The following is a 25,778-nucleotide window of genomic DNA, read 5'->3' as shown; positions in this document are numbered from 1 at the left end:
GGTCAAATTATTAAATTTGTTATTATTGAGTCTATGTTCTAAGTTTGGTGCGATTGCCTTGGTTATTTTAAGCTTGATTGTTTAAGCTTGGCTCGTTTGGTCATCTGTTATTATGACCATTATTTCTTTATCATGACCGTCATTAATTGCTATCGTCATTAATTGCTATCGTCATTAATGATTAGGTCTTTTTCAGTATCACGGTTATTGATGTGATTGTCTTTAAGTACTTTGTAGCCGTGATAAGCCACACTTTTAGTAAGGCTATCTTTAGTATAACATCAATATTTTATCAATTGTCGTTGTCAACTACGCTAAGGTCGTGTTAAGCGTTTGTAAAACAATTTAGTTTTTGTTGTGTGCCTGCTCCGTTTACTGAGCTTATGCGCCTGATCTGTTTACTGAGCTAAGATGTATAAGTACTTTTAGTTTGGTGCTTTTCTTTAAGCGCTTATAATTAAGCGCTTATAATTATTTATAATAACTTTTAACCTTAGTAGTAGAAATTGTAAAAAATATATTTTTGTTCTTTTTTAGGGAAATGCCATGGCTGCTTTTTTTTCAGTCTTTTTTGTATTACTTATTATGTCGGTGCTGATGTGGGGCTTTTTTCGGTTTATGTATCCTAAGCCACCCAAAGCCTTTATGCCAAAGGCAGGAGATGTCATTACCCCAAGAGAGTGTAGTTTGTGTGGCTATCCTTTGGCAGAGTATCGAGGTGTGCTTGAGGCAAAGCCAGAATCGGCATTAGATGAATCACAACAGGCAGAGATTGCACAGTTAAATGCAGAGATTGCGCAGTTGCAGCAGGCGGTTGCTGAGAGTGAAAAGGTGTTATATCCCAATGCCAATGATAAAGCTAATGCAAGCCATAATGGTAAAGTTAATGCCTGTGTTAATGCTAATGCTGCACAAGCAGATCTAAAAACCATGAGCCGTAAACAAAAAAAGCAGCTGAAACAGGCTTATGAGCAGCAAAAGCAGCAATTGTTTGACAAGCAACAAGCATTAAAACAGCTGACGACTTGGTTTTTTTGTAACTATGAGCACCAAGCCGAGTTTCATGCGCAGCAGTCTTCTGGTTCAAGCCTAAACTCCCAGAACACGACTAATGAGTCATAAAGCAGTTAGTCTTTAAAAAACTGCATGTCAGCAATCATTTTATCAATCAGCTGCTGTGCTTGCTCCGCTGTGGCATGGTTGGCGCTGGCATGGGCGTTGGCGTCTTTATCTTTTTGTTGCAGGCGATTAAATAAGTTGAGACAGCACAATACCAGCAAGTTCTCATAGCCAATATGAGGCATCTTTTCACGCAAATCGTTTAAAAAGGTGTTGATATCTTTGGTCGCCAACACTAGCTCATCTTCTTCACCCACTGGGCAGTTGATATTGTATGAGCGGCCTAAGATATCAATACTGACCGTGGTATATGCAGACTCTGGATTGTCTTCTGCGTCCTTGTCTTCGGCAGTCTCTGTTTGCGACTCAAGCTCAGACTGCTGAGTCTGTGCGTCTGCTTCAGGCAGTTCAGGCAATTCTTCAGGCAGTTCAGATAGTGCTTTGGTTTGGTTTAAACCAGTGTCGCCGGCTTCGTTAGGGCTGTCGCCAGTTAGATAGTCATCAGCAAGACTGGCCTCAACAGAGTGAGTGTCAGCGCTATGAGTGGCTGCTATCTGTGTGTCCGTATCGGTTTCTGCGTTCTGGGATTGATTTGAGTTGGCGTAATTGGTTGACATAAATAATCTCTTAAAAAGTAAAATAATCCGAGCTTTTATTGTAATTGGGTTGCTAGTATGAGCTTTGCAGTGGCCTGTTCAGTGGCTTATTCAGAAGCTTGGTCAATTAAGGTTAACCGCTGCATGACCAACTTGGTTTTTTCTTTTGCCAAGCGGTTTTTTTCTAATTGCGCTAAGCTGGATTTTTCTAGCTCTTGATATTTTTTTTGTAGTGCTTGGTAGTCATCATTTAGGTTATGATGCGCCTCGGCCAGCGCTTGATACTCAGCATCAAGGCTGTCAAACTTTTGTTGCAACTGTTGCTGCTGTTCGACACTTTGTTCATACGCATGCTGGCTGTCATTAAGCTGCTGTTGTAATAAGCTAAGCTCATTGCTGTTCGTCTGTGGATTGTTTTTGAGGGCTTGCAGCTCATTGTAGGTGGCATTATAGCGCTGGCGTATGTCATGTAGCACGGTATCTAAGTGTTGCAGTTTTTCAATTAAAGGTTGGGTCATAAGAGGTCACTTCTACTAAAGTTAGCTTAAATTTAAATGCAAGATGATGTGTATTATCCTTTAATAATGCCATAGATGCCCACATTATATCTAGCATAAGATGTTAATGATTGTGTTTTTCAATCACAGGTTCAATAAACAAACGCTAAATTAAAGACTAATTACAGATAAGACAAGGGTAACAAGTATGAATGACGATATTTCAGGCTGGAATGATTGGAACAAAGCATTTGCAGATTGGACAGATGTCAGTATCAGTGAGCTACATGGTCTAATGACTGGTCTAATGACGGTGTGCCACGCACCAAACAATATTGAAGACTGGGAACGCTTATTAAGTGAATTAAGTTTTTCTATCCCAGATGAGGCTGCGTTAACCTTGCTGGCAGAAGAGGCTGAAGACACCTCATTTCAGCTAAAAGACAAAGATGATGCTTACCAGTATTCACCGCTTGTGCCTGATGATGAACATGATCTGTATGAGCGTGTGATTGCGCTAAAGCAATGGGCAAATGGCTTTATGACCGGCTTTGGTGTGACTGACAGCGTGCTTACTGCGGAAGAAAACAGCATGTTTGCAGATTTGGCAAAGATTGGCGCCATTCGTATTGAGCCTGATGATGAGTTTGAAGGTGGCGAAGAGTCATATTTGTATTTGTATGAATTTGTGCGCATGGTGCCAGTAAGCTTGGCTATCCGTCCTCGTAAACCATTGATGAGCCTACCATTAATTGCTGGACTGGCGATTAATGCAAAAACAGCCAAAGAGCTGGAGGAAGAAGGGCTAAAGCCAAAGACTATGCCGCCTGTGATTGATGTGATGAATAAAAACAATCCATCATAAAAGCAACTTAGTATTCCATCATAAAAGCGACTTAGCAGCAAGCAAGCCATAAAAAAGAAGGCGCAAAAAAGTCGTAGTAGAAGCAGAGGAAAAAAAAGAACAGAGTGGTAAAAGGAGAGGTCATCTATGTTAACCGATAACGATATGATTCATCTGAAGCGCTGTGTTGAGCTGGCCGCAGAGGCGGTTGCTGCTGGGGACAGACCTTTTGGCAGTGTCTTGGTCAGTGCTGACGGCGTGGTGCTAAAAGAAGATCGCAATCGCATTCATAGTGTTGAACCGACCTACCATCCTGAAATTGCCCTAGCACGCTGGGCGGCTCAAAATATGAGCGCAGCAGAGAGAGCGCAAGCCGTGGTCTATACCTCAGGTGAGCACTGTCCTATGTGCTCAGCTGCTCATGCGTGGGCTGGGTTAGGTCGCATTGTCTATGCCAGCTCATCACAGCAGCTGCGCCAGTGGATGCAAGAGGTTGGCGTCACGGAACCTGCACCGGTCAATACTTTAAGCATTCATGAGGTTGCCCCGCATCTTGAGGTGCAAGGACCGGTTGCTGGTCTGGATCAACAAATCAAAGCATTGCATCAGCAAGTTTGGCAGAAAGCAGACTAAGCAGCTAATAAATTAACGAACGAGCAAATTAACGAACGAGCAAATTAACAAGCTAGCAAATGAAAAATTAACAAATAATTCGATAGCCTAAATACAGAATTGGCCCAACAAAAAAGACAACACAGCAAAGCGCATTAAGCCAACACTAAGCAGTCTAAAGTCAAAAAGAAAGCCTGCAAGCATGTCTGTAAGAAAGCGTACAGAAAAGCATTAAAGATAGGCTGCGTTGCATAAGATAAGGACAATCATGAGCACATCTAGCCCACAAACTGAGCACCCAACTGACTATTTTGACACGAGTATGTCTGACACGAGTATGGACTGGCCAGACACGAGTGTGGATTGGCTCAAGCGTTTGATCAGTTATGATACGGTCAGTCGCCACTCAAACTTAGCTTTGATTAAAGACGTACAAGCCTACTGTTACAGCCTAGGTCTTGAGCCAATACTCACCTTTGATGAGTCACAAAGCAAGGCCAACTTGTTTGTCACTGTGCCAGCCGTTGGTGGGCAAGTTACAGGGGGTATTGTGCTATCAGGTCATAGCGATGTGGTTCCAGTAGATGGGCAAGATTGGGCGTCAGATCCGTTTACCGCTGAGATTCGTGACGATAAGCTGTATGGGCGTGGTGCCTGTGATATGAAAGGCTTTATTGCTTGTGCGCTACACATATTACCGCAAGCTGTGGCACTCTCTAAGCAAGGCAAACAGGCTAAGCAAGGCAAACTGGCTAAGCCGCTGCACTTGGCACTGTCCTTTGATGAAGAGGTGGGCTGCTTGGGTGCGCCCTTGATGTTGGCCGATTTACAGCAGCGTGGCATTCAGCCTGACTATTGTATTGTCGGTGAGCCGTCCTCTATGAAGATGGTGATTGCGCATAAAGGCATTTCGGTATTTCGCTGTACGGTACATGGCAAGTCAGCACATTCTTCGCTGACCACTCAAGGGGTGAATGCCATTAGTTATGCCGCTCGCTTGATTGGGTTTATTGATGAGTTGGCCAATAAACTGGCAACCTCCGCTTCGCAAGATAGTGAGTTTGATGTGCCATATTCGACCTTGTCCGTAGGCACCATTGACGGTGGGACAGCGACCAATATTGTCCCTAACTTGTGTCAGTTTACCTTTGATTATCGCAACCTGCCGATGATGGGAGTTGAAGATATTTTACCTGCGATTAAGCAAGAAGCTGAGCGACTGACACAGCAAATGCAACAGACAGATGCTGATACAGGTATTGAGCTCCAGCAGCTTGAGAGTGTACCCGCGATGACGGATGCTGACTCTCAAGCCCTTCAAGACTTGATTGCAGGCTTAGTCGGTGCTTCTGCACGACATAAGGTGGCCTATGCGACTGAAGGTGGTCAGTTTACCAATGCTGGCATACCCACTGTCATTTGTGGGCCAGGCAGTATTGAGCAGGCACACAAAGCCAATGAGTTTGTGGCGTTGGATCAATTATCCCAGTGTGATTATTTTTTGCAAAAAATTCTTCAGTCATTAGAATCAGTAAAATAGAGTGAAATAGAGAGCTTTTAGGGGTGCAAAGATAAGGATAAAGAGACAACGTAACTGAAACTAGATTAATAAAACTGGATTAAAAAAGGTACGTGCCGAGAGGGCAACGTACCTTGTGTAATAAAAGTTTGGGCTTAATAAAGAAGTTGTTAAGAATAAATTATTAACCCAATACCTCAACCAATTCCCCACGTACCATATGTGGGCTGACATAATCAGTAATCTTAACGGTGACAAACTTACCCATCAATTCTGACTTTTGTTCGTCAGTGGCTTTAAATAATACGGAACGGGTATTGTCTGCTGTACCTAATAGTTGATCTGGATAGCGATCAGCCACTTCTTCTACCATCACACGTAAGGTTTTACCAATCATTTGCTCGGTTTTCTTTAGCGTTGACTCACGAATAACTTGCTGGAAAATAGCCAAGCGTTCTTTTTTGGTAGCCAGACTGACATCATCAGGCAACTCAGCTGCTGGCGTGCCAGGACGTTTTGAATAAATAAAGCTGTACGAGTGATCAAAGTCGAGATCTTTCGCTAGGTTTAGGGTATCCAAAAAGTCTTCTTCGGTTTCACCAGGGAAGCCAATGATAAAGTCACTTGATAAGTGCATATCGGGGCGCACTGCCATTAGCTTTTTGATCTGATTGATATACACATCAATGGTGTGGTTGCGCTTCATAGCGGCTAAGATTTTGTTCGAGCCACTTTGAACTGGTAGATGCAGGTGGGATACCAGCTGTGGTAGTTTGGCATAGGCATCAATAATATCATCGGTAAATTCTAGCGGATGACTGGTGGTATAACGAATGCGCTCAATACCATCGACATGCGCCACATAGTGCAACAGCTCCGCAAAGCGGCAAATGCTGCCGTCGTCTTTTTCGCCACGATAGCCGTTAACGTTCTGACCCAAAAGTGTGATTTCACGTACCCCTTGCTCGGCAAGACTGTCTACTTCTGCCAATACGTCATCGAGTGGGCGAGATAATTCTTCACCGCGGGTGTAGGGAACGACACAAAATGAGCAGTATTTTGAGCAGCCTTCCATGATAGAGACAAAGGCGCGATAGCCGTCAACTTTAGGCTCAGGTAGGAAGTCAAATTTCTCAATACTTGGAAAGGAGACATCCACTGTACCGATACGGTCTTTTGGCTTAACCTGTTTTTGAGCCGTTGATTTGTCATACAACTCAGGCAAACGGTGCAGGGTTTGCGGGCCAAATACCATATCCACATAAGGGGCGCGTTTTTGGATATTGTCGCCTTCTTGTGAGGCCACGCAGCCACCGACACCGATAACTAGATCTGGATTGTCTTCTTTTAGCTTGCGCCAGCGCCCGAGTTCAGAGAAGACTTTTTCTTGTGCTTTTTCACGGATTGAGCAGGTGTTCATGATCAAGACATCTGCTTCTTCAATATTGTCCGTCACGATCATATCGTGAGACTCACTGAGCACATTGCCCATTTTTTCTGAGTCATAAACGTTCATCTGGCAACCTTGGGTGGCAATAAACACTTTCTTTTTGGGTTGCCCTGTGGGTTGGCTGGCTTGACTGATACTATCCGCACCCAGATCACCATGTTGGCCTAAGTCATTGGTTAAGCCTGAAGTTTGCTTGTCTGGGGTTTGGATGGTTTTGGGATCAAATAAAGTCGCACTCATAGTTAGCAGTCCAAGGTTAGATGTGGATAAATATGTTGATAAACAGAGGGGTTTGATTGACGACTATTATACCATAAGCTGTGTTATAGCAGGTTTATAATCAGTATTGTAAGCTTGGCTGCAACATAGACTTACATAAAGCATTTTGGGTTAGTGCAAGTTGTTGCCTATAATCTATGAGTTATTACCTATAATTTCTAAAACCAACTTATAATTTCTAAAACCAACTTATAATTTCTAAAACTAACTTATAACTTCTAAAACTAACTTAGCGTTAGGGTAGAGCCTACGCTGTATTTAAAAGACTTTTATTTATGAGAATTAATACCTTTATTCGCACCGTTAACCAACAGCGTGACACAGGTAGCGACAATAGTTTAAGCGCTAAGCTTAACAAAATTAAGCTAAACAAAAAAGTTGCATTAGCAACCTCTTTGCTTGCTCTATTAGGCATGAGCCAAATTGCCTGTGCGCAACTGTCCTTTCAAGAAAATAAATCACAATATGCGTACGATACCAGCGTTAACTATTTTAATGAAGCTTATGCTGCCAGTGAGCGCCGTGATGCAGGCGCTTTGTATCAATATGAGCAGATGATGAATGGCGGGCTATTTGCTATGTATCCTGCCTACTGGCGTTTAAATAATGACATATCCACATTGCACCCAAACGTGGTGATTAACTTTGCTAAGCAGTATCAAGGCAGTGTTATGGCCGAAAAGCTCATTGCAGATTATGCCGAAACCAAAGCGCAATCTGGTGATTATAGTGCCGTTAGACAAGTAGCTAGCTATATCACCAACGCTGACGACAGTGAAAAATGTGCCATAGCTTTAGGCTTTAATAACGGTGGTGATGCGATGCGAGCCATTGCATTAAAGCCTATGGTATGGCTCAACACCAAAAAGCAGCCAGCCTTGTGTGATCAATTGGCGATGGAGATGAATGGCAACCCGATGATCAGTGATAGCGATCGCAAAGAGCGCTTGATGCGCATGCTGCGTGAGGGTAAGACGGGTGATATTATGACTTTAGCACAATCATTAGGGACACCAATTGCGTATAGTGAGTTAAGTAGCATACAGGCCAGTCCTGCCGCTTATATCACTCGCTTTAGCCGTGAGCCTTATAGTGCCAAAAATCAATACTTGTATCTATATGCGCTAGGTCGTATTGTTAACAAGTCTTACAGTGAAGGTGCTATTCAGCTTGGCTATGATCTGAATTTAACCGACTCTTATGGGCAGAAGCTCATCAGTGATGATACCCGCCGTCAAGCCTATCGCACCCTTGCCATGCGCCGTGTTTTCTTTAATACGGATGACGGTTATAGCCAAGATGCGTTGACATGGTTTCGCAACAGTGCAGGCGCAAGTTACAGTGATGAAGAAGCAGAAGAGTATGCCAAAGTGGCGATTCGTTTTGATCAGTGGAATGATGTGATAACTGCCATTGGCAGTATGCATGATGCCACCCAAAAAGAACATATCTGGCAATATTGGTTGGCACGAGCCTATGAACAAAAAGGTAATAGTAGCCAAAAAGGACAGGCACGTCAGATATATCAACAATTGGCCAAAAACAATGATTACTACGGATTTTTAGCACAAGATAAGTTAGGTCAGCGCTTTAACGCTGGCAGCAACAACCTGCCACAAGTATCAAGTAGTGATACCGCCCGTATGCTCAATGACCAAAACTTTGCACGTGCATTGGCACTATATCAATCTAATGCCAGCCGTGCTTATGCCAATCGAGAATGGAACTGGGCAGTTAGACAGGCACTTAATAATAATGATACCAATATGGTAATTGCAGCGGCCAAATATGCCCATGATATAGGCTGGCTAGATCGTTCGATTTATGCAATTAATGTCGCGGATAATCTAGAAATATTTAGCTTATCACACCCCATGCCTCATCAAAATGAAGTGGTGCGTTATAGTCGCCAAGTAGGTATAGATCCTGCATGGGCGTATGGCATTATGCGTCAAGAGAGCCGCTTTGTAACCTCAGCACGCTCAGGGGTAGGTGCTAGTGGCTTAATGCAAATTATGCCAGATACTGCACGTTATATTGCTCGCAACTTGGGTGAGAGTTATAGCGCCAGTCGTGCCAACAGTGGCGATACCAATATTCGTTATGGCACTTGGTATATGAGCGATATTATGCGTAAGCTACATAATCATCCAGTATTGGCGACAGCTGGCTATAACGCTGGACCAAATAAGGCCAAACTTTGGCAGCCCAGTTATGGTACATTAGCAGCAGATCAATACGTAGAGACCATTAATTATCCTGAAACTCGTGATTATGTAAAACGTGTGATGGAAAACGCCACAATTTATAGTAGTTTGTTAGGCTCACCAATGCCGTTGTCACAGCGTATGGGCTATGTACCAGCAAGCTATTAAGTGCTGACTTAGACAAGTTATAGTGGGTTAGTGTACAGTAAGGTACAGCTTGAACAGACAACTGAGCTTAAACAGATGAACGGATTAAAGCGGTTGAGTGATTAAAGTGTGCGTTGGTCTGTTTAAGCGATAATAATTGTTTAAAAAAATAGACACAATTAGGTTTGAGCAATAAATTGAAAGGTGCTAAACTTTTATTGCGTTTAAAATCAGTATTTTTTAGCATCTTTCTAAAATTTTTAATACGTTTACTGTATAAATACGTTTATAAAAGGACAAGGTTTTCTAAGATAAATTAAGAAAACTGGCTAAAATAAAAGACAGTGTCAAAGATACTTTATAATCAAAACGCTTGCTATAACAAGATTAAGAAGATTTTAATAACCCCGACTTTATGATGGCAAGCCTGTCATAACCACAAGGTAAAACCCAAAAAAATACACTAGGAGAATTACATGAAACAACCTGTTCGCGTTGCCGTTACTGGTGCTGCTGGTAATATTAGTTATGCCATGCTGTTTCGTATTGCTTCAGGCGAAATGCTAGGTAAAGATCAGCCTGTTATTTTACAGCTATTAGAAATTACACCTGCACTTGACGCCCTAAAAGGGGTGGTTATGGAGCTTGAAGATTGTGCATTCCCACTATTAGCAGGTATCGTTCAGACTGACGATGCCAACGTTGCATTTAAAGATGCAGATTATGCCTTATTAGTAGGTGCTCGTCCTCGTGGTCCAGGTATGGAGCGTAAAGACCTACTTGAAGCGAACGCCACTATCTTCTCAGCGCAAGGTAAAGCATTAAACGAAGTGGCCAGCCGTGATGTGAAAGTATTGGTTGTTGGTAACCCAGCAAACACGAATGCGCTAATCGCTCAGCGTAACGCACCAGATTTAGACCCACGTAACTTCACTGCGATGACACGTCTAGACCACAACCGTGGTATGGCTCAGCTTGCTGAAGAAACCAACAGCACTGTTAATGACATCAAAAAAATGATCATCTGGGGTAACCACTCATCAACTCAGTATCCAGATCTAACTGAGTGTACAGTTAATGGTAAGCCAGCTTTAGATCAAGTAGATCGTGACTGGTACGAAAATAGCTACATCCCAAGCGTACAAAAACGTGGTGCGGCTATCATTGAAGCCCGTGGTGCTTCATCAGCGGCTTCTGCTGCCAACGCTGCCATCGCACACATGCGCACTTGGGCACTTGGCTCTGACGAGAATGATTGGGTATCTATGGGCGTTTACTCACAAGGTGAGTACGGTATCGCTAAAGGCCTAATCTACTCATTCCCATGTACTTGCAGCAATGGCGATTGGAAAATCGTTGAAGGCTTAGATGTGTCATCTGACTTCTCAAAAGAAAAAATGTCAGCCACTGAGCAAGAGCTTACCGAGGAGCGTGATGCAGTAGAGCATCTACTTCCATAAGTTTAATGATTTTTTAAACGCTGTCTTCATTGTAAAAAAAGTCTGCCCATGTGCAGGCTTTTTTTATGCTGCCTGTTAACATAATGTAAAAAATTCTCAATAGTAATTGCACAGTATGATTAGTCATTTTTGCTACACTATGTAGTTAAAATATAAGTGCAAAATAAAATAAATAAGGAGACAGGTATGTTAGGTGAACCAGAATATACAATGAATGAATTATTTGCCCAGTTAGGCCTAGACAGCTCAGATGCCGCGATTGATAAATTCATCAGTGAGCATCAGCTAGGTCGTGATGACAATTTAAAAGATGCTGAATTTTGGACAGACTCACAGCGCGCCTTTTTACAAGAAGAGTGGAAGCGTGATGCGGTCTGGGTGGAAGTGATTGATGAGCTGAATGTACGCTTGCATGCGTCAGCAAACTAAGCCAAAGCTTCTAAGCTAAGTTAGATTAAGCTCTACAAGTAATCTACAAACAACAAAAAGCCCTCTACTATTTTAATTATAGTAGAGGGCTTTTCGTTAAACTTATTGAAATTGTTAAATAAAATCTGGCGCTGAATGAAGTGGGGTTAGTTTGCGCTTCTTTGACGCAAGATATCAAAGGCTTCTTGCGAATAGGCATTACTGGTGGTCGCAAAGCTTGGAATATCAGCGCTGTTATAGCTGACAATTTGTAGATTTGCCGTAGCCGTTTGATTGCCAGCAAAGAGTGCAGGATCTGTTTTGTATAATCTATTATAGCGATCTAATACTCGTCTCACATAGTTACGAGTCTCTCTAAATGGTGGAATGCCGCCATACTTATCGACATTACCTTCTCCAGCGTTATAGCCAGCTAGAATATGCTCTACTTTCCCATTAAAGCGTTTTGACAGCCAAGCGACATATTTAGCAGCGCCTTCGATGTTATCAGCAGGATTCCAAGCATTGCGCACTGAAAAACGGCGGGCAGTAGCAGGCATCAGTTGCATTAACCCCTGTGCGCCAACTGGTGATCTAGCGTTGGGATTAAAGCCTGATTCAGTATGCATCATGGCTTTTAGCAAAGCTGGATCCACGTCGTGACGGCTGGCAGAAGCAAGAATGTATGAGTCATAAGTATGATTGCTGCTACCTATAACTTGATTGGCCATTTGGGCTGCATAAGATGTGTTTGCCGTAGGGCTACTATAATAACTTGGAGGGTTGAGCGCTGGCAGGGTAGTGCTATTGTCTGCTTCTTGCTCAGCATCTGTATTAGGATAGTAGGTGACTTTAACTTTTTTACTAAATCTGTCAAAGTTCCCAGAAGGCTTAACATTGGTCAGTAAGACTTGTCCTGAGTCATCTTTGTATATGTACATATTGCCCGCAGCATGTGCCGTTAGCATACTGACAGAGGCAAAAGCTGTGCCGATAGCTAAGCTGGTTGAGTGGCACAAAATTTTGGTTAACAAATTAGACATATTTTTTCGCTTTTTTTAAAACTAGGTGTTTTGATACTCACGCTGTATATCTGCCGTGTTATTTAATAGCTTATTAAGGCGTAATTGATAGATGCTTCATCACTAAAATACAGGTAGCCATGAGCTTGCAGCCAATATGCTGGCGTTAGTGTGAGAATAATATAGCACTATTAGCCGCTGATATCTAATGTTTCATTGCTTTGGTAGCGTATTAACAGCAGTGTAGAAAGATTAAGAAACATTAAAAAAGATGAGGTAAGAGCGATAGTCAAAGAAGTCTAAAAAGGTAACAAGACAACCAAGCGCAAGCACTGTATATATAGGCTTAGCGAGACACCGCGTTTATTAGTTCGTTGGTTATAAAATAGCAGATACAAATGGTGTATGAGTGAAGAACACAGCAACACAATGAGCGTGAAGCTAGGGCGTCTGCCAAATTATTTAAGCACTTTGGTAAATGCCAGCGATAATCAAACGCATTAGATAACAGCAGCTATGATTAACAAAGCTCATGAGTTGCATTAACAAAATGGCTCCAAACAAAATAGCTTATAACTTATAGTATGGCGGCCAAAAATATAGGCACCCAAACCGCAGTTACCAAGCCATTTACTGCCAGTCCAAATGCAGCATAACGTCCAGCAGTATGACTAATCTGCCAAGCCTCTACCGTCCCAAACGCATGCGCTGCCAATCCTAATGCCAACCCTTTGGCTCTATCATCATTTACATTACGGAACAGTGGTCGGGCGACAGCGCCACCAAGCAAACCAGAGACAATAATGATTAAGTTGGCTAAAGCGAGTGGCGCTTGGATGATTTCTGCCACACTTAGCCCAATTGGGGTGGTCACTGAGCGGGTAGCAAATGCCAAGATGCTGTCGTGACTTAGCGCAAAGCCATAGGCCATACTCATCGGTAATAAGGCGCCTACTAAGCTGGCAATGATGACAATAATGGTCAGCTTCTTTAGCGGCAAGCCTTTAAAGTTCATAGTAGCTAACGGAATGGCCAGCAGCACAGTGACATAGCCAAGCAGGTGGTCAAAGATGGGCTTGGCGACTGCATAGTAGTGCTCATAATCCCAACTAAAAAAATATAAGAAAGCCAGTACCAAAATCAAAGCAGTAATGACCATAGGCAAGCCTTGAATGCGCTTAGCCAATATTCGAGCGATAACGTGAGCGACTAAGGTCAGCATAAAGGCAGCGAGGATGGTGAGGTAGGTGGTGCCATCTGGCATGTGTTGTAGTAAAGTCATGACCTGCTGCCTTTATTGTGATTGATCCGTAGATGTGGTTTGGCTGTTTGCCTTATTGAGCTTGGCATCCTTGAGATCTGATTCAGCGTCAGATATAGAGCTAGAATCAGAGTCAGCAACATTATTATCAGGTGAGCCACCCAGCCAAGCATTTGCCAGTTTGGCCAATGCCCATAAAGGCAGTAGGGTGCTGACGACTAGGGTGATGACGATGCCCCATAGCTCATCGCCTAAGGCAAAGATTAACAGACCTGCGCCTGCTGAGACAGGCAGAAAGGCAAAGCCACTATCGACTAAGAGGGTATTACTGGCATGGGTCAGCCATTCGGGTAGGCCGATGGTAAAGCGCCACAGCATCAGTAGGACAAAAAAGGAAATCATGCCGACAATATTGGCGGCACTGGCATAGCCGATCGCTTGACAAACAAAGACTGCCCCTTCACGAATACAGATGACAATCGCCAAGGTTAATAAAATAGCCATTGGCAACGGCATCGATTTTTTGGACGGGGCAATGGTGTGGTCGGTTAAAGAGGGCATAACTCATCCTTGATCTAGCAACGGTATAACGTCAGGTTTTAATATGCTGTCTAAGCTCTTATGGCTGTCTAAGCTCTTATGATAGTTGGGCAAACTTGGGTTGGCAATAGATAAAGGCAAACTAATACTGGGTATTTACAGGATTTATAATGCAAAAAAACTTGCTAGGGATACTCTGGAACAGCTAGGCATTAATTCATAGCTATTAAATAAAAAAAAGCAGAGCCTGTTTAGACGCTGCTTTTTTCTTAACTTTTTTATTAATTAGCTGCTACTGATGTGATGTTAATGGCTGTGGGTTTTGTTGGTTAGCGTTTATTTAATTCGAATCGGTTTACTCATCGGTTAAGTTTGAGTCATCTAAATATAAATCTTCCAACTCACTCTCATCCGCACTATCGCTGCCATTTCCATTGCCACTATCCAGCGCATCAGCCTCTGCCTTCATCTCTTTTTCAAACGGCTCAAGTGGGGTGATCACCAGTTTGGCTTGCTCTGCTGGTAAGACGTCTAGTGGGTCTATATTAGCCTGTCCCAGCAGCTGTTGCAGTTTGTCGGCTGGCAGACGCAGTATGAGCACCTCATGCCCAGTCTCATCATAGCTTTCTTGCTCGACCACATCCAAGCGATATAGTTCATTTTTTAGATAACCAGCATTAAACGGCAAGGTCAGCTCAAAGGTAGTTAACTTACCGGTTAGCCGTTGTTGTACCGCGGTTGTTAACATGCTCATACCCAGATCTTCTTTGGCAGAGACATAAACACGGCTGGGCACACCAGGTTCGCTATATTTGATACGGGCTGGCTCACCAGTTAAGTCGATTTTGTTATACACATTAAGCACAGGGACATCGTTATTAATTTGTGCCAACACTTGTTTTACCGCATTGATTTGCTCATGCATGTCTGGGCTGGATGAGTCAATCACGTGTAGCAGTAAGTCGGCCTCCAAGGTCTCTTCTAAGGTCGCATGAAATGACTCAACCAACTCGTGTGGCAAGTGACGCACGAAACCAACCGTATCGACCAAGACCACACGTCCCACGCCTTGCCAGTTTAGCCGTCTTAATGTCGGGTCTAAGGTGGCAAATAATTGATCAGCGGCGTAGATGTTCTCATCAACCAAACGGTTAAACAATGAGGACTTACCGGCGTTAGTATAGCCGACCAAAGAGATGGTTAATACGTCTGATTTTTGGCGTTTGGCTCGACCTTGCGCACGGGTCTGCTTAACCTTGTCGAGTCGTGCCTTTAATTGGTTGACTCGAATTTGTAGCAAACGTCTGTCCGTTTCAAGCTGAGTCTCACCAGGTCCACGCAAGCCAATTCCACCCTTTTGACGCTCTAAGTGAGTCCAACCTCGGACGAGGCGGGTGGCAAGGTGGTTTAGCTGCGCCAGCTCAACTTGCAGTTTACCTTCATAGGTGCGTGCGCGTTGCGCAAAAATATCTAGAATCAAACCAGTGCGATCTAGCACGCGGCATTGGCAGATAGTTTCAAGGTTACGTTGCTGTGAGGGTGATAAACTGTGGTCAAAAATGACAATGTCTGCATCCAGCGCTTGTACCTGCTCGGCAATCTCTTGCGCTTTACCGCTGCCCACAAAGTATTTGGCATCAGGCTTTAAGCGTGAGCCAGTAATGACGGAAAGCTGCTGGGCACCAGCAGAGTCTACCAGCAGTTTGAATTCTTCTAAGTCGTCTGGGTCTGAGATTTGTCTAATGTCTAAATGTACTAAGATGGCACGTTCGCCACCTTTATGTCGTTCAAAGTATTCCAAAAAAAGTCACCTGTTTTATCGTTATCAGTTTATTATAAGTTGTTTAACAAGCAGTTTAAGTTGTTTAATAAGCAGTTTAAGCTGTCTCTTATTGATAATAATGGCGTTTATTGAGACAAATTAAAAGGGCTGGTATATAAATGGATACAAATCTTGTGCGGTCAATGATTTAAACTAGCTAAGCTTGACTTTAAATAAAGGTTGTGAAAAAAATAAGGGTTGTGAAAATATTTTAGTGAACATCTGATTACTGGATGTGTTTTTGTTATACTTTTACGCTGAGGTTTGATCCATAGCGGTAGATATTGATAAATTTAAACTTTTAATACACAAGTCCAGACAAAAACAAAGGCAATCCTATGAGCAATAAAGCGAGCATTGCGCACCGTATCAAACATAACTTGAGTATCAAGCATACTATAAAAAGAACCAAAGTCGCCTCTGGCCTAGTGCAAACTATGGTAGGCGGCTATCGTGCCGCAACCAAAATAGGTGCTTGGCAAGAACCGCCTAGAGATATCCTGCCAAAATACATCCAAGCTTTTTGTAAAAGCGCAGCAGGCGCCTTTGGTGTCGAAGTCGTGCAGGTTGAACCAGTACCAAAAACACATGCATTATGGGCATCAAATCATGTCTCTTGGATGGATATACCTGTCATGGGGTCTGTGTCACCAGCGTTTTTTTTATCCAAAGCGGAAGTGGAGAAGATGCCAATATTTGGAGTATTGGCCAAAGCGGCTGGCACGCTATTTATTAACCGTGGTTCAGGGGATGCCGATACCGTTGCCGATCAGATTTCACGATTTTTACAGCAAGGCTATTCGGTAATGTTTTATCCAGAAGCAACCACTACCGATGGCAAACAAATTAAGAAGCTACATGGTAAATTGTTGCAAGCAGCCATTGATGCCGATAAGCCAGTGCAGCCGATCGTGGTGTGCTATGTCAATGAAAAAGGCGAGTTAGATGAAACGGTTCCTTTTTATGGCAACATTACGCTAAAAGAAAGTCTATTTCGAGTGATAGATAGCGATTTGCCAGTCAAAGCTTATGTGCTGCCTTTAGAGCCTTTATCACCGACCGGCAAGACTCGGTCTGAGTTGACTGAAGAGCTGCAACAGCGTATGCAGACAGGCTTGGAAGAGCTGCATAACCGAGTGTTAAACAAAGGTTAGTTTCGTTGGTTATCAAAAAAAAACAGCAATTAAAACAACTACAAAACCAGCAATAAAAGAAGAGTTAAAGACAGACACTAGCAAGATTAGTCACACAAGTTATTAGCAAAAATCATAAAAATTGGCATACTGTAAACACAGATATAAGCTATGCTTATGTTATTAGCTTATGTTATGAATTAAGATATCATGCGTGAAAGCAATGATTTAACCAAGGATTTTTATGATCGACAAAGCGCCATTAACAGGCAGCAACCAAACCAAACAAACTAATCAAAGTGGCAATAATCATAGTGCTAAAGAGCAATCAAGCTCTGGTACTTTCAGACAATCGTTAACGCAGCGTATTGCCAAGCCTGTCACTCGATTGGCTAAACCAGTGACTACCCAGCTTAACCGTGCTCAAGTATTAAAAGGCATGACCACCACTATGGTGAATGGCTATCGAGCGATTACTAAGATTGATGGATGGGGCGCTGTGCCTAAGCGCGATAAAGTGTTGCGCTACAATAAAATATTTTGTGGAAAAATGGCAGCGGCGTTTAATATCAAAGTGGTAGAAGTTGAGCCGATGCCTACCACGCAAGGTCTGTGGGCGGCCAACCATGTGTCTTGGATGGATATTCCTGTAATGGGCAGTGTGGTGCCAGCGTTCTTTTTGTCAAAAGCAGAAGTAGAGGTAATGCCAGCTTTTGGTCGTCTGGCTCGTGCTTGTGGTTCGTTATTTATCAAACGTGGCTCTGGTGATTCAGGCAAAGTGTCTGCTCAAATTACTGAGTTTCTCAAAAAAGGCTACTCGGTTCTTTTCTATCCTGAGGGCACTACCACTGATGGTACTGCCATTAAATCGCTATATGGCAAGCTGTTACAAGCGGCAATAGATGCGGATAAGCCGGTACAGCCAGTTGTGATTTGTTATGTTAACGACAAGGGTGAGATGGATGATAAGATTCCTTTTGTCGGAGATACGACGTTTGTACAAAGCTTTTTAACGGTAATGGATAGCAATCCAGTCACTGCTTATATCCTGCCTTTAGAGCCTTTATCTAGTACGGGTAAGACACGTGATGAGCTTACCCAAGAGCTACAACAGCATATGCAGCAAGGACTGGATTCACTGAAAGCACGTGTGTTAACAAAATTGACTGCTAAAATATCAGCGTAAAACGTTTATAAGATGTATATTTAAACAAGTTTAGAGTCCTATACAAAAGCTCATGACGAGGGCTTTTTTACGCAAAGTGTTTTAATCAATAATCAATGACTACATTCATTGAGTAGCTGGTTAAGGCGAGGGGTTTGGTTGCTTGGTATGTACCTGCTCAATGGCTTCTAACACATCATTGCTTAGTTCAAGATTGATACTGTCGATATTGGATTTGAGCTGATCCATTGTGGTGGCACCAATAATATTACTGGTGATAAACGGACGAGAGTTGACAAAGGCCAGTGCCATTTGAGCCATATCCAAGCCAGCTTGTTCAGCAATGTGAGCGTACTGCTGGGTTGCCGACTTTGCTTCTGGATTAATATAACGCTGGAAGCGATCATAAAGGGTTAGACGAGCACCTGCTGGCTGTTTGCCATTTAAGTATTTGCCCGACAGTACGCCAAACCCTAATGGTGAGTAAGCAAGTAGACCTACGTTTTCGCGATGCGACACTTCAGCCAATCCCACTTCATACAGGCGGTTTAACAGACTGTATGGGTTTTGAACCGTGATAGGACCTTGCAAGCCATTTTTCTCAGCTTCCCATAAATAACGCATCACGCCCCAAGCGGTTTCATTCGATAATCCCCACGCTCTAATACGACCTTTTTTCACTTCATTATTCAGTGCCTCTATGGTCTCCAAAAATGGGGTAAGATTACTTAAATCCTGCCCTGTCATGGCGGGCGTATAACCTCGGGTGCTAAAGTAGTTGGTCTCACGCTCAGGCCAATGTAGTTGATATAAGTCAATATAGTCTGTTTGCAAGCGTTGCAAGTTGCCATCAAGCGCTTGACTAATATGTTTAGCGTTAAAGCGGGTTTTGCCGTCACGCAAAAAGCTCATGGGTGAAATTTTGCTGGCCAACACCACTTGCTGGCGCTGTTTGGTTTTGGCAAACCAAGTGCCGATAAAGCGCTCAGTATCACCTTGTTTTTCTTGAGCTGGCGGGGATGGATACATCTCAGCAGTATCCCAGAAGTTAACGCCTGCTGAAAGAGCATAGTCCATTTGTTCATGGGCTTGTGTTTCTGTGTTTTGTTGACCCCAAGTCATGGTGCCTAAACAGATTTTGGAAATCTTATCACCAAGTTGGAGCAGAGTGGTGTATTTCATACTTGATACCTTTGTCCTTAGCTTTTTATGCTTTTACTCTATGCTTTATTTGCTTGAGGTTTTTAGCAGTATGTTACATGATTTGAATGCCAGTTTGTCCTGGTGGGGTTACTTTAAAGATTTGTACTTTAAATAGTACGGCTTGACCGGCTAAAGGATGGTTAAAGTCCACTTCCACCTCGTCGTTGGTGACCTTGCTGATGACGCCTGGCAGGGTGTTTTTACCTTTATCTTCAAATTCCATCATCATACCGACCACAGGATTTGGCTCTGACAGGGCAAATTGAGTGCGACTGAAGGTCTGGACGTTATCTTCATTCCATTCGCCAAAAGCTTGTTCTGGCTCTAAATGAGCGGTACGAGTATCGCCAGCACGTAAGTTATTGAGTACGCTTTCAAATCCAGGCAATAGGCTATCATCACCAACAGTTAAGCTCACTGGCTCAGGACGGTGAAAGGTGGAGTCGATGACAGTGCCATTTTCTAATGACACTTCAAAGTGTAGCTGTACTTGGCTGCCGTGCGTAATGCGAGTGTCTTGATTGGGCGTAACGATATCTGAATGTTGGTTTGAAGTTGTCATGAAGTGCTCTCTTTTCTTTTTTAGCATTTGCGTGTGTTTAGCATTTGCGTGTGTTTAGTATTTGCGTGTGTTTAGTATTTGCGTGCTGTGATAACGCATTAACAGCAAGATAAACAATAGGAAAATTAAAATTAAAGTAAAAAAATAAGATTAAAACAGTAAACAGGGTTGCAAATAATAAATAAAGTGTTATATAGGTGTCGAGATCTTCTAATAATCTCGTGTTGAACACTGAGTTTTGCACTTGAAATTTAGCGATACCGCCAAACTAAAATAAGGCTGGCTTGTTGCGCTAAAACAAGGCTAATTCAGAGGTGTTCATCAGCTAAGCGCTTAGTTTAGCACAAAGGCGCTGCTTGCTTTTAACAGTCAGCATACAGTTTTTTATAAAGATATTATCAAAGCCTTTAGGGGCTTGAGTATTATGTAAAAACTCTATATAATATAGTGTCCGAAAAATGGGTAGGCTTACGTAGATGGCGATATATTGCTGATACGCTGATTGTTTTATCGCTCTAAGCTTGGGTGATTAATGCAGGTGTTTTTACCAGTGTTTTCAACTTAAGTTTGTAGCACATAAGACAATGAGAATTAGGCAATAAATAGCAGTAGTAAACCTAATGACCCATTTTTTTGTATTTAATAAACGGGAGAAGGATGCCTTATGGCAACAACTAACCAATTGATTCGTAAGGGTCGTAAAGTATTAAAGGAAAAGTCTGGCGTTCCTGCTTTACAATCATGCCCACAACGCCGCGGTGTATGTACTCGTGTATATACTACCACACCTAAAAAACCAAACTCAGCCATGCGTAAAGTATGTCGTGTTCGCTTAACCTCAGGTTATGAAGTGTCTAGCTACATCGGTGGTGAAGGCCATAACTTGCAAGAGCACAGTGTTGTACTAATCCGTGGTGGTCGTGTTAAAGACTTACCAGGTGTACGTTATCACACTGTTCGCGGCGCACTTGACTGTGCAGGCGTTAAAGACCGTAAGCAAGGTCGTTCTAAATATGGTGCTAAGAAACCTAAGGTTTAATTAGCAAACTAACATTATTAATGCGTGGGCTAGGTGCTGTACCGATATGGTTAACAAACCCGATTACTTAATAGAGGGTGTTAACAGGTAAGCATACCGCCACGCAGTAAGGCTGGCTGGTAACCACTTAAATTATTAACACATATCTAGTATATGGTTATGAATGCCAGACAACCCTGAAGACAAGGAAATTTATTATGCTAAGACGTCGCGTCGTCGCTAGTCGTGAGATCCTACCGGATCCTAAGTTTGGTAGCCAAACTATCGCAAAATTCATCAACCACATCATGGTTGATGGTAAAAAATCTACCGCTGAACGTATTGTTTACGGTGCATTAGAACAAGTTGCAGAAAAGCGTAACATCGAAGATCCAGTTGCGTTCTTTGAAGAAGTGCTTGAAAACGTTCGCCCAATGGTTGAGGTAAAAGCTCGCCGCGTTGGTGGTGCAACTTATCAAGTTCCTATGGAAGTACGCCCCTCCCGTCGTACAGCTTTAGCGATGCGTTGGCTTGCTGACGCTGCTTCTAAGCGTTCTGAAAAATCAATGGCTTACCGCTTGGCTGGTGAGTTATCTGATGCACACGAAGGTAAAGGTAATGCTGTGAAGAAGCGTGACGAAGTTCACCGCATGGCAGATGCTAACAAAGCATTCTCTCACTACCGCTTCTAAGTTTATTATTTTAAGCTGACCTAGTGCGCTTATAAGCTAACTTAAATACAAGCTTAATTTAATAAATAAGCAAAAAGTAGTACAATAATATAGTCTTAATCTAGGACCATTAACAACCACGGTTAGTAATGGTCTCCTACGACAAGCAAGTTATACAAGATAAGCAAGTGACAAAAGATAAGTAATAAGCGTTAAGTTTTTGATAAGTATTGTTAGCTTTGAATGCCTGTCTTAATGTATTAATATAAAGTGATTAATATGTAATAAGTCTCCTATATATTAAGTACGCTAAATGTTAAGTACGTTAGGGTATATAAAAGTCAGATAAGCAGTCAAAATTTGACTAATAAACCGATGACTCATCAAATGAACGCAATATGCTAATGTTTTATAGAGCATACGGGTTACGAATATACAGAGATATTGTAAATCACTATCACTAGTAATTATAGTAAGCTGTAAGCAAATAAAAAAGTTGGCATGATAATCAATTGCATGATATTAAGTCGTCCATACAAGCTACTTTAGCTTGATGCCTATCACTAACTTGTAAAACGAAATAAATTAAAAAGACATTCCATTAGGAAAAAATTATGGCACGTGCAACCCCCCTAAACCGATATCGTAATATTGGTATTTCAGCACACATTGATGCTGGTAAAACAACCACGACCGAACGTATCCTATTCTACACCGGTGTTAACCATAAAATTGGTGAGACTCACGATGGTGGCGCTACCATGGACTGGATGGAACAAGAGCAAGAGCGTGGTATTACAATTACCTCAGCTGCAACGACTTGTTTCTGGTCTGGTATGGCTCATCAATTTCCAGAGCATCGCATCAATATTATTGATACCCCAGGTCACGTTGACTTCACCATTGAAGTAGAGCGTTCTATGCGTGTACTAGATGGTGCATGTATGGTTTATTGTGCGGTTGGTGGTGTACAGCCTCAGTCTGAGACTGTATGGCGTCAAGCTAATAAATATAAAGTTCCACGCTTAGCATTTGTTAACAAAATGGACCGTGTGGGTGCAGACTTTTACCGTGTGAAAGAGCAAGTCAAAGAGCGCTTGGGCGGTAATCCAGTTGCGATGGTTATTCCAATTGGTAAGGAAGACGACTTCGAAGGCGTTGTAGATCTTATCAGCATGAAAGCTATTTATTGGGATGTTGAATCGTTAGGTATGAAGTTTGAAGAGCGTGAAATTCCAGCTGAATTACAAGATAAAGCGGAAGAGTATCGTAGTGAGCTAGTCGAAGTAGCTGCAGAAGCCAACGAAGAGCTAATGAACAAGTACTTAGAAGGCGAAGAGCTAACTGAAGACGAGATTCATGCGGCCATTCGTCAGCGTACAATTGCGAACGAAATCATCCCAATGTACTGTGGTACAGCCTTTAAAAACAAAGGTGTACAGATCATGTTGGATGGTGTAATTCGATATATGCCTGCACCACAAGACGTCCCTGCTATTAAAGGTATTCTTAATGACAAGGATGAGACTGAAGGTACGCGTGAAGCATCTGATGACGCACCATTCTCAGCACTAGCGTTCAAAATCATGAACGACAAATTCGTTGGTAACTTAACCTTCGTACGTGTTTATTCTGGTGTTATCAAGCAAGGTGAAAGCGTATATAATCCTGTTAAGATGAAGCGTGAGCGTATCGGTCGTATCGTACAGATGCACGCTGAATCACAACAAGAGCTTGAAGAGATTCGTGCTGGTGACATCGCTGCCCTAGTGGGTATGAAAGATGTGGGTACTGGTGATACGCTATGTGATGAAAAAGAAATCATTACCCTTGAGCGCATGGAATTCCCAGATCCAGTTATCTCTCTAGCTGTTGAGCCTAAGACCAAAGCTGACCAAGAAAAAATGTCAGTTGCCCTTGGCCGTCTAGCAAAAGAAGATCCATCGTTCCGTGTACACACAGATGAAGAGTCTGGTCAGACAATCATCAGTGGTATGGGTGAGCTTCACTTAGAAATTCTAGTAGATCGTATGAAGCGTGAATTTAAAGTAGAAGCCAACATCGGTGCACCACAGGTTGCTTATCGTGAAACTATTCGTGGTACAGTTGAGCAAGAAGGTAAGTTCGTACGTCAAACGGGTGGTCGTGGTAAATTTGGTCACGTTTGGTTGCGCCTAGAGCCACTAGATCTTGATGAAGGTCCAGAATACGAATTTGCTGAAGAAATCGTAGGTGGTGTGGTACCAAAAGAATATCACAGCGCAGTAGATAAAGGTATTCAAGAGCGCATGCAGAACGGTATCCTTGCTGGTTACCCAATTGTAGGTGTTAAAGCTACCTTATATGATGGTTCTTACCACGATGTTGACTCGGATGAGTTATCGTTTAAAATGGCGGGTTCAATTGCCTTCAAAAAAGGTTTCATGAATGCCAACCCAGTGCTTCTTGAGCCAGTTATGAAAGTTGAAGTTGAAACACCTGAAGAGTACATGGGTGATATCATGGGTGACTTAAACCGTCGCCGTGGTATGGTTCAAGGTATGGATGACTTGCCTGGTGGTACTAAGCAAATCCGTGCTGAAGTTCCTTTAGCTGAGATGTTTGGCTATGCAACTAACCTGCGCTCACAGTCGCAAGGTCGTGCAACATACTCAATGGAATTCCAAAAGTATGCGGAAACACCTAAGTCTGTAGCTGAAGAGATTATGAAAAAATTCTCAGGCAAAGATGATGATGACGAGTAACGACAAGTTATTGACTTACTCATAACTGCAGTTGTGATAAAAGAAAAGACATGTTTGCCAGTCAAGCATGTCTTAAAACATAGCATAGATAAGCGCTTTGGACATTCCTATTAGGAATAGATTGTAATTAGATGATGAATTTATAAACAATTACGTATCAGGGGCTTGTCATTTATGCCTGTTTTCTTATATCATTTGCACCTAACTTATCATTTGCATTTAAACTAATAGATTTAAGCTAATAGTTAGTAGCACTTGCAAGATTATGATTATCTAGCAGATGACAATAGTTAGCAGTTAGCAGAATAAGTTGAATTAGATGGATTATTAGTTACTAATTAAAGTATCTGTTACAACTTAATCGAAAGCTATTGTCTCTACGATGACTGAATTTAAAATTCAATAATTTAACTTAACCTTATAATTTTTTAATTAAAAAGAGGAAAGACTCATGGCAAAGGCCAAGTTTGAACGAAGCAAGCCGCACGTAAACGTCGGTACAATCGGTCACGTTGACCACGGTAAAACCACACTAACTGCTGCTATTGCAACTGTTGCTGCCAAGACCTCTGGTGGCGAAGCCAAAGACTACGCAGCCATTGACTCAGCACCAGAAGAAAAAGCACGTGGTATTACCATTAACACCTCACACATCGAGTATGACACAGCGACACGTCACTACGCACACGTGGACTGCCCAGGCCACGCTGACTATGTAAAAAACATGATCACTGGTGCAGCCCAGATGGACGGAGCAATTCTAGTAGTATCAGCTACTGATGGTCCAATGCCACAGACACGTGAGCATATCCTACTATCACGTCAGGTAGGTGTACCCTACATCATCGTATTCATGAACAAATGTGACATGGTAGATGACGAAGAACTACTAGAACTAGTAGAAATGGAAGTACGTGAATTACTATCAGACTACGACTTTCCAGGTGATGACACCCCAATCATCAAGGGTTCAGCTCTAGAAGCATTAAACGGCTCAGACGGCAAATACGGTGAGCCAGCAGTAGTAGAACTACTAGAGACTCTAGACACCTACATCCCAGAGCCAGAGCGTGACGTTGACAAGCCATTCCTAATGCCAATCGAAGACGTATTCTCAATCTCAGGTCGTGGTACCGTAGTAACTGGACGTGTAGAATCAGGTATCATTAAAGTTGGTGACGAGATTGAAATCGTTGGTATCCGTGACACTCAAAAAACAACCTGTACAGGTATTGAGATGTTCCGTAAGCTACTAGACGAAGGTCGTGCAGGTGAGAACTGTGGTGTACTACTACGTGGTACCAAGCGTGAAGACGTACAACGTGGTCAAGTACTAGCGGCACCAGGTTCAATCACACCGCACACCAACTTTGACGCAGAAGTATATGTACTATCAAAAGAAGAAGGTGGTCGTCACACGCCATTCTTAAATGGTTACCGTCCACAGTTCTACTTCCGTACTACTGACGTAACAGGTGCCATCACCTTACAAGAAGGTA

At 42.6% G+C, this 25,778-nt stretch carries 22 protein-coding genes; 13 read left to right on the top strand and 9 right to left on the bottom strand.

Annotation, left to right across the window (positions count from 1 at the left end):
- Positions 1-546 precede the first annotated feature (546 nt).
- Positions 547-1,122, top strand: coding sequence for a hypothetical protein (locus tag H140_RS15045; RefSeq protein ID WP_019672253.1), 576 nt, complete (start codon positions 547-549; stop codon positions 1,120-1,122).
- Positions 1,123-1,127: 5 nt separating this feature from the next.
- Here the strand turns inward: H140_RS15045 and H140_RS13795 are convergent, their stop codons facing one another.
- On the bottom strand, positions 1,128-1,736 hold the full coding sequence (locus H140_RS13795; protein ID WP_019672252.1) for a cell division protein ZapA: 609 nt from the start codon (positions 1,734-1,736) through the stop codon (positions 1,128-1,130).
- Between the two features lie 86 nt (positions 1,737-1,822).
- Positions 1,823-2,233 carry a hypothetical protein gene (locus tag H140_RS0103405; protein WP_019672251.1) on the bottom strand — a complete coding sequence of 137 codons (411 nt, stop codon included), beginning with the start codon at positions 2,231-2,233 and terminating at the stop codon, positions 1,823-1,825.
- Between the two features lie 187 nt (positions 2,234-2,420).
- On the opposite strand from H140_RS0103405, the gene H140_RS0103400 reads away from it, so the two are divergent.
- From H140_RS0103400 to argE, 3 genes are all read left to right on the top strand, one after another.
- On the top strand, positions 2,421-3,077 hold the full coding sequence (locus tag H140_RS0103400) for a UPF0149 family protein (protein WP_019672250.1): 657 nt from the start codon (positions 2,421-2,423) through the stop codon (positions 3,075-3,077).
- A gap of 126 nt (positions 3,078-3,203) precedes the next feature.
- Positions 3,204-3,689: a nucleoside deaminase gene (locus H140_RS0103395; protein WP_019672249.1), complete on the top strand. Its 486-nt coding sequence runs from the start codon at positions 3,204-3,206 to the stop codon at positions 3,687-3,689.
- Positions 3,690-3,936: 247 nt separating this feature from the next.
- On the top strand, positions 3,937-5,208 hold the full coding sequence (gene argE / locus H140_RS0103390) for an acetylornithine deacetylase (protein ID WP_019672248.1): 1,272 nt from the start codon (positions 3,937-3,939) through the stop codon (positions 5,206-5,208).
- A gap of 163 nt (positions 5,209-5,371) precedes the next feature.
- Here the strand turns inward: argE and miaB are convergent, their stop codons facing one another.
- Positions 5,372-6,877, bottom strand: coding sequence for a tRNA (N6-isopentenyl adenosine(37)-C2)-methylthiotransferase MiaB (gene miaB / locus H140_RS0103385; protein ID WP_019672247.1), 1,506 nt, complete (start codon positions 6,875-6,877; stop codon positions 5,372-5,374).
- Positions 6,878-7,191: 314 nt separating this feature from the next.
- On the opposite strand from miaB, the gene H140_RS0103380 reads away from it, so the two are divergent.
- The 3 genes from H140_RS0103380 (at position 7,192) to H140_RS0103370 (ending at position 11,159) form a co-directional block, all read left to right on the top strand.
- Positions 7,192-9,291: a lytic transglycosylase domain-containing protein gene (locus H140_RS0103380; RefSeq protein ID WP_019672246.1), complete on the top strand. Its 2,100-nt coding sequence runs from the start codon at positions 7,192-7,194 to the stop codon at positions 9,289-9,291.
- A gap of 455 nt (positions 9,292-9,746) precedes the next feature.
- The gene (locus H140_RS0103375; protein ID WP_019672245.1) at positions 9,747-10,730 is read left to right on the top strand and encodes a malate dehydrogenase; all 984 of its coding nucleotides are present in this window, start codon (positions 9,747-9,749) and stop codon (positions 10,728-10,730) included.
- 186 nt (positions 10,731-10,916) lie between these two features.
- Positions 10,917-11,159 (top strand): DUF2789 domain-containing protein, encoded by a 243-nt coding sequence (locus H140_RS0103370; protein WP_019672244.1) that lies wholly within the window; start codon positions 10,917-10,919, stop codon positions 11,157-11,159.
- A 146-nt stretch (positions 11,160-11,305) separates the two neighbouring features.
- On the opposite strand, the gene H140_RS0103365 is transcribed toward H140_RS0103370, so the two are convergent.
- From H140_RS0103365 to hflX, 4 genes are all read right to left on the bottom strand, one after another.
- On the bottom strand, positions 11,306-12,181 hold the full coding sequence (locus H140_RS0103365; protein ID WP_019672243.1) for a lytic transglycosylase domain-containing protein: 876 nt from the start codon (positions 12,179-12,181) through the stop codon (positions 11,306-11,308).
- A 556-nt stretch (positions 12,182-12,737) separates the two neighbouring features.
- Positions 12,738-13,442, bottom strand: a complete 705-nt coding sequence (locus H140_RS0103360; RefSeq protein ID WP_019672242.1) for an LrgB family protein — start codon at positions 13,440-13,442, stop codon at positions 12,738-12,740.
- A gap of 12 nt (positions 13,443-13,454) precedes the next feature.
- Positions 13,455-13,982: a CidA/LrgA family protein gene (locus H140_RS13790; protein ID WP_019672241.1), complete on the bottom strand. Its 528-nt coding sequence runs from the start codon at positions 13,980-13,982 to the stop codon at positions 13,455-13,457.
- Between the two features lie 334 nt (positions 13,983-14,316).
- Positions 14,317-15,762: a ribosome rescue GTPase HflX gene (gene hflX / locus H140_RS0103350; RefSeq protein ID WP_019672240.1), complete on the bottom strand. Its 1,446-nt coding sequence runs from the start codon at positions 15,760-15,762 to the stop codon at positions 14,317-14,319.
- A 359-nt stretch (positions 15,763-16,121) separates the two neighbouring features.
- Between hflX and H140_RS0103345 the strand changes: the two genes are divergently transcribed.
- Positions 16,122-16,937 carry a lysophospholipid acyltransferase family protein gene (locus tag H140_RS0103345; RefSeq protein ID WP_019672239.1) on the top strand — a complete coding sequence of 272 codons (816 nt, stop codon included), beginning with the start codon at positions 16,122-16,124 and terminating at the stop codon, positions 16,935-16,937.
- 223 nt (positions 16,938-17,160) lie between these two features.
- The gene (locus tag H140_RS0103340) at positions 17,161-18,102 is read left to right on the top strand and encodes a lysophospholipid acyltransferase family protein (RefSeq protein WP_019672238.1); all 942 of its coding nucleotides are present in this window, start codon (positions 17,161-17,163) and stop codon (positions 18,100-18,102) included.
- Between the two features lie 120 nt (positions 18,103-18,222).
- Here the strand turns inward: H140_RS0103340 and H140_RS0103335 are convergent, their stop codons facing one another.
- Both H140_RS0103335 and H140_RS0103330 read right to left on the bottom strand, forming a co-directional pair.
- Entirely contained in the window at positions 18,223-19,263 is a 1,041-nt protein-coding gene (locus H140_RS0103335) for an NADP(H)-dependent aldo-keto reductase (protein WP_019672237.1), read from the bottom strand.
- A gap of 73 nt (positions 19,264-19,336) precedes the next feature.
- A complete protein-coding gene (locus H140_RS0103330; protein WP_019672236.1) occupies positions 19,337-19,846 on the bottom strand; it encodes an FKBP-type peptidyl-prolyl cis-trans isomerase in 510 nt (169 codons plus the stop codon).
- 664 nt (positions 19,847-20,510) lie between these two features.
- On the opposite strand from H140_RS0103330, the gene rpsL reads away from it, so the two are divergent.
- The 4 genes from rpsL to tuf all read left to right on the top strand — a co-directional run.
- On the top strand, positions 20,511-20,885 hold the full coding sequence (gene rpsL / locus H140_RS0103325; protein WP_019672235.1) for a 30S ribosomal protein S12: 375 nt from the start codon (positions 20,511-20,513) through the stop codon (positions 20,883-20,885).
- A 197-nt stretch (positions 20,886-21,082) separates the two neighbouring features.
- Complete coding sequence (gene rpsG / locus H140_RS0103320) at positions 21,083-21,556, top strand: 30S ribosomal protein S7 (protein WP_019672234.1); 474 nt, start codon at positions 21,083-21,085, stop codon at positions 21,554-21,556.
- Positions 21,557-22,149: 593 nt separating this feature from the next.
- Entirely contained in the window at positions 22,150-24,279 is a 2,130-nt protein-coding gene (gene fusA / locus H140_RS0103315) for an elongation factor G (protein WP_019672233.1), read from the top strand.
- A 451-nt stretch (positions 24,280-24,730) separates the two neighbouring features.
- On the top strand, positions 24,731-25,778 hold a 1,048-nt coding region (tuf, locus tag H140_RS0103310; protein ID WP_019672232.1), incomplete at its 3' end, for an elongation factor Tu.

The organism is Psychrobacter lutiphocae DSM 21542 (genome assembly GCF_000382145.1).
Classification (GTDB): domain Bacteria; phylum Pseudomonadota; class Gammaproteobacteria; order Pseudomonadales; family Moraxellaceae; genus Psychrobacter; species Psychrobacter lutiphocae.
The sequence above is the reverse complement of the archived record's forward strand: the minus strand, read 5'-3'. Positions and strand labels throughout refer to the sequence as shown.

Excerpts from the sequence above, each read along its gene's own strand:
- H140_RS15045 (WP_019672253.1), top strand. The coding sequence starts at position 547 with ATGGCTGCTTTTTTTTCAGTCTTTTTTGTATTACTTATTATGTCGGTG.
- H140_RS13795 (WP_019672252.1), bottom strand. The coding sequence starts at position 1,736 with ATGTCAACCAATTACGCCAACTCAAATCAATCCCAGAACGCAGAAACC.
- H140_RS0103405 (WP_019672251.1), bottom strand. The coding sequence starts at position 2,233 with ATGACCCAACCTTTAATTGAAAAACTGCAACACTTAGATACCGTGCTA.
- H140_RS0103400 (WP_019672250.1), top strand. The coding sequence starts at position 2,421 with ATGAATGACGATATTTCAGGCTGGAATGATTGGAACAAAGCATTTGCA.
- H140_RS0103395 (WP_019672249.1), top strand. The coding sequence starts at position 3,204 with ATGTTAACCGATAACGATATGATTCATCTGAAGCGCTGTGTTGAGCTG.
- argE (WP_019672248.1), top strand. The coding sequence starts at position 3,937 with ATGAGCACATCTAGCCCACAAACTGAGCACCCAACTGACTATTTTGAC.
- miaB (WP_019672247.1), bottom strand. The coding sequence starts at position 6,877 with ATGAGTGCGACTTTATTTGATCCCAAAACCATCCAAACCCCAGACAAG.
- H140_RS0103380 (WP_019672246.1), top strand. The coding sequence starts at position 7,192 with ATGAGAATTAATACCTTTATTCGCACCGTTAACCAACAGCGTGACACA.
- H140_RS0103375 (WP_019672245.1), top strand. The coding sequence starts at position 9,747 with ATGAAACAACCTGTTCGCGTTGCCGTTACTGGTGCTGCTGGTAATATT.
- H140_RS0103370 (WP_019672244.1), top strand. The coding sequence starts at position 10,917 with ATGTTAGGTGAACCAGAATATACAATGAATGAATTATTTGCCCAGTTA.
- H140_RS0103365 (WP_019672243.1), bottom strand. The coding sequence starts at position 12,181 with ATGTCTAATTTGTTAACCAAAATTTTGTGCCACTCAACCAGCTTAGCT.
- H140_RS0103360 (WP_019672242.1), bottom strand. The coding sequence starts at position 13,442 with ATGACTTTACTACAACACATGCCAGATGGCACCACCTACCTCACCATC.
- H140_RS13790 (WP_019672241.1), bottom strand. The coding sequence starts at position 13,982 with ATGCCCTCTTTAACCGACCACACCATTGCCCCGTCCAAAAAATCGATG.
- H140_RS0103345 (WP_019672239.1), top strand. The coding sequence starts at position 16,122 with ATGAGCAATAAAGCGAGCATTGCGCACCGTATCAAACATAACTTGAGT.
- H140_RS0103340 (WP_019672238.1), top strand. The coding sequence starts at position 17,161 with ATGATCGACAAAGCGCCATTAACAGGCAGCAACCAAACCAAACAAACT.
- H140_RS0103335 (WP_019672237.1), bottom strand. The coding sequence starts at position 19,263 with ATGAAATACACCACTCTGCTCCAACTTGGTGATAAGATTTCCAAAATC.
- H140_RS0103330 (WP_019672236.1), bottom strand. The coding sequence starts at position 19,846 with ATGACAACTTCAAACCAACATTCAGATATCGTTACGCCCAATCAAGAC.
- rpsL (WP_019672235.1), top strand. The coding sequence starts at position 20,511 with ATGGCAACAACTAACCAATTGATTCGTAAGGGTCGTAAAGTATTAAAG.
- rpsG (WP_019672234.1), top strand. The coding sequence starts at position 21,083 with ATGCTAAGACGTCGCGTCGTCGCTAGTCGTGAGATCCTACCGGATCCT.
- fusA (WP_019672233.1), top strand. The coding sequence starts at position 22,150 with ATGGCACGTGCAACCCCCCTAAACCGATATCGTAATATTGGTATTTCA.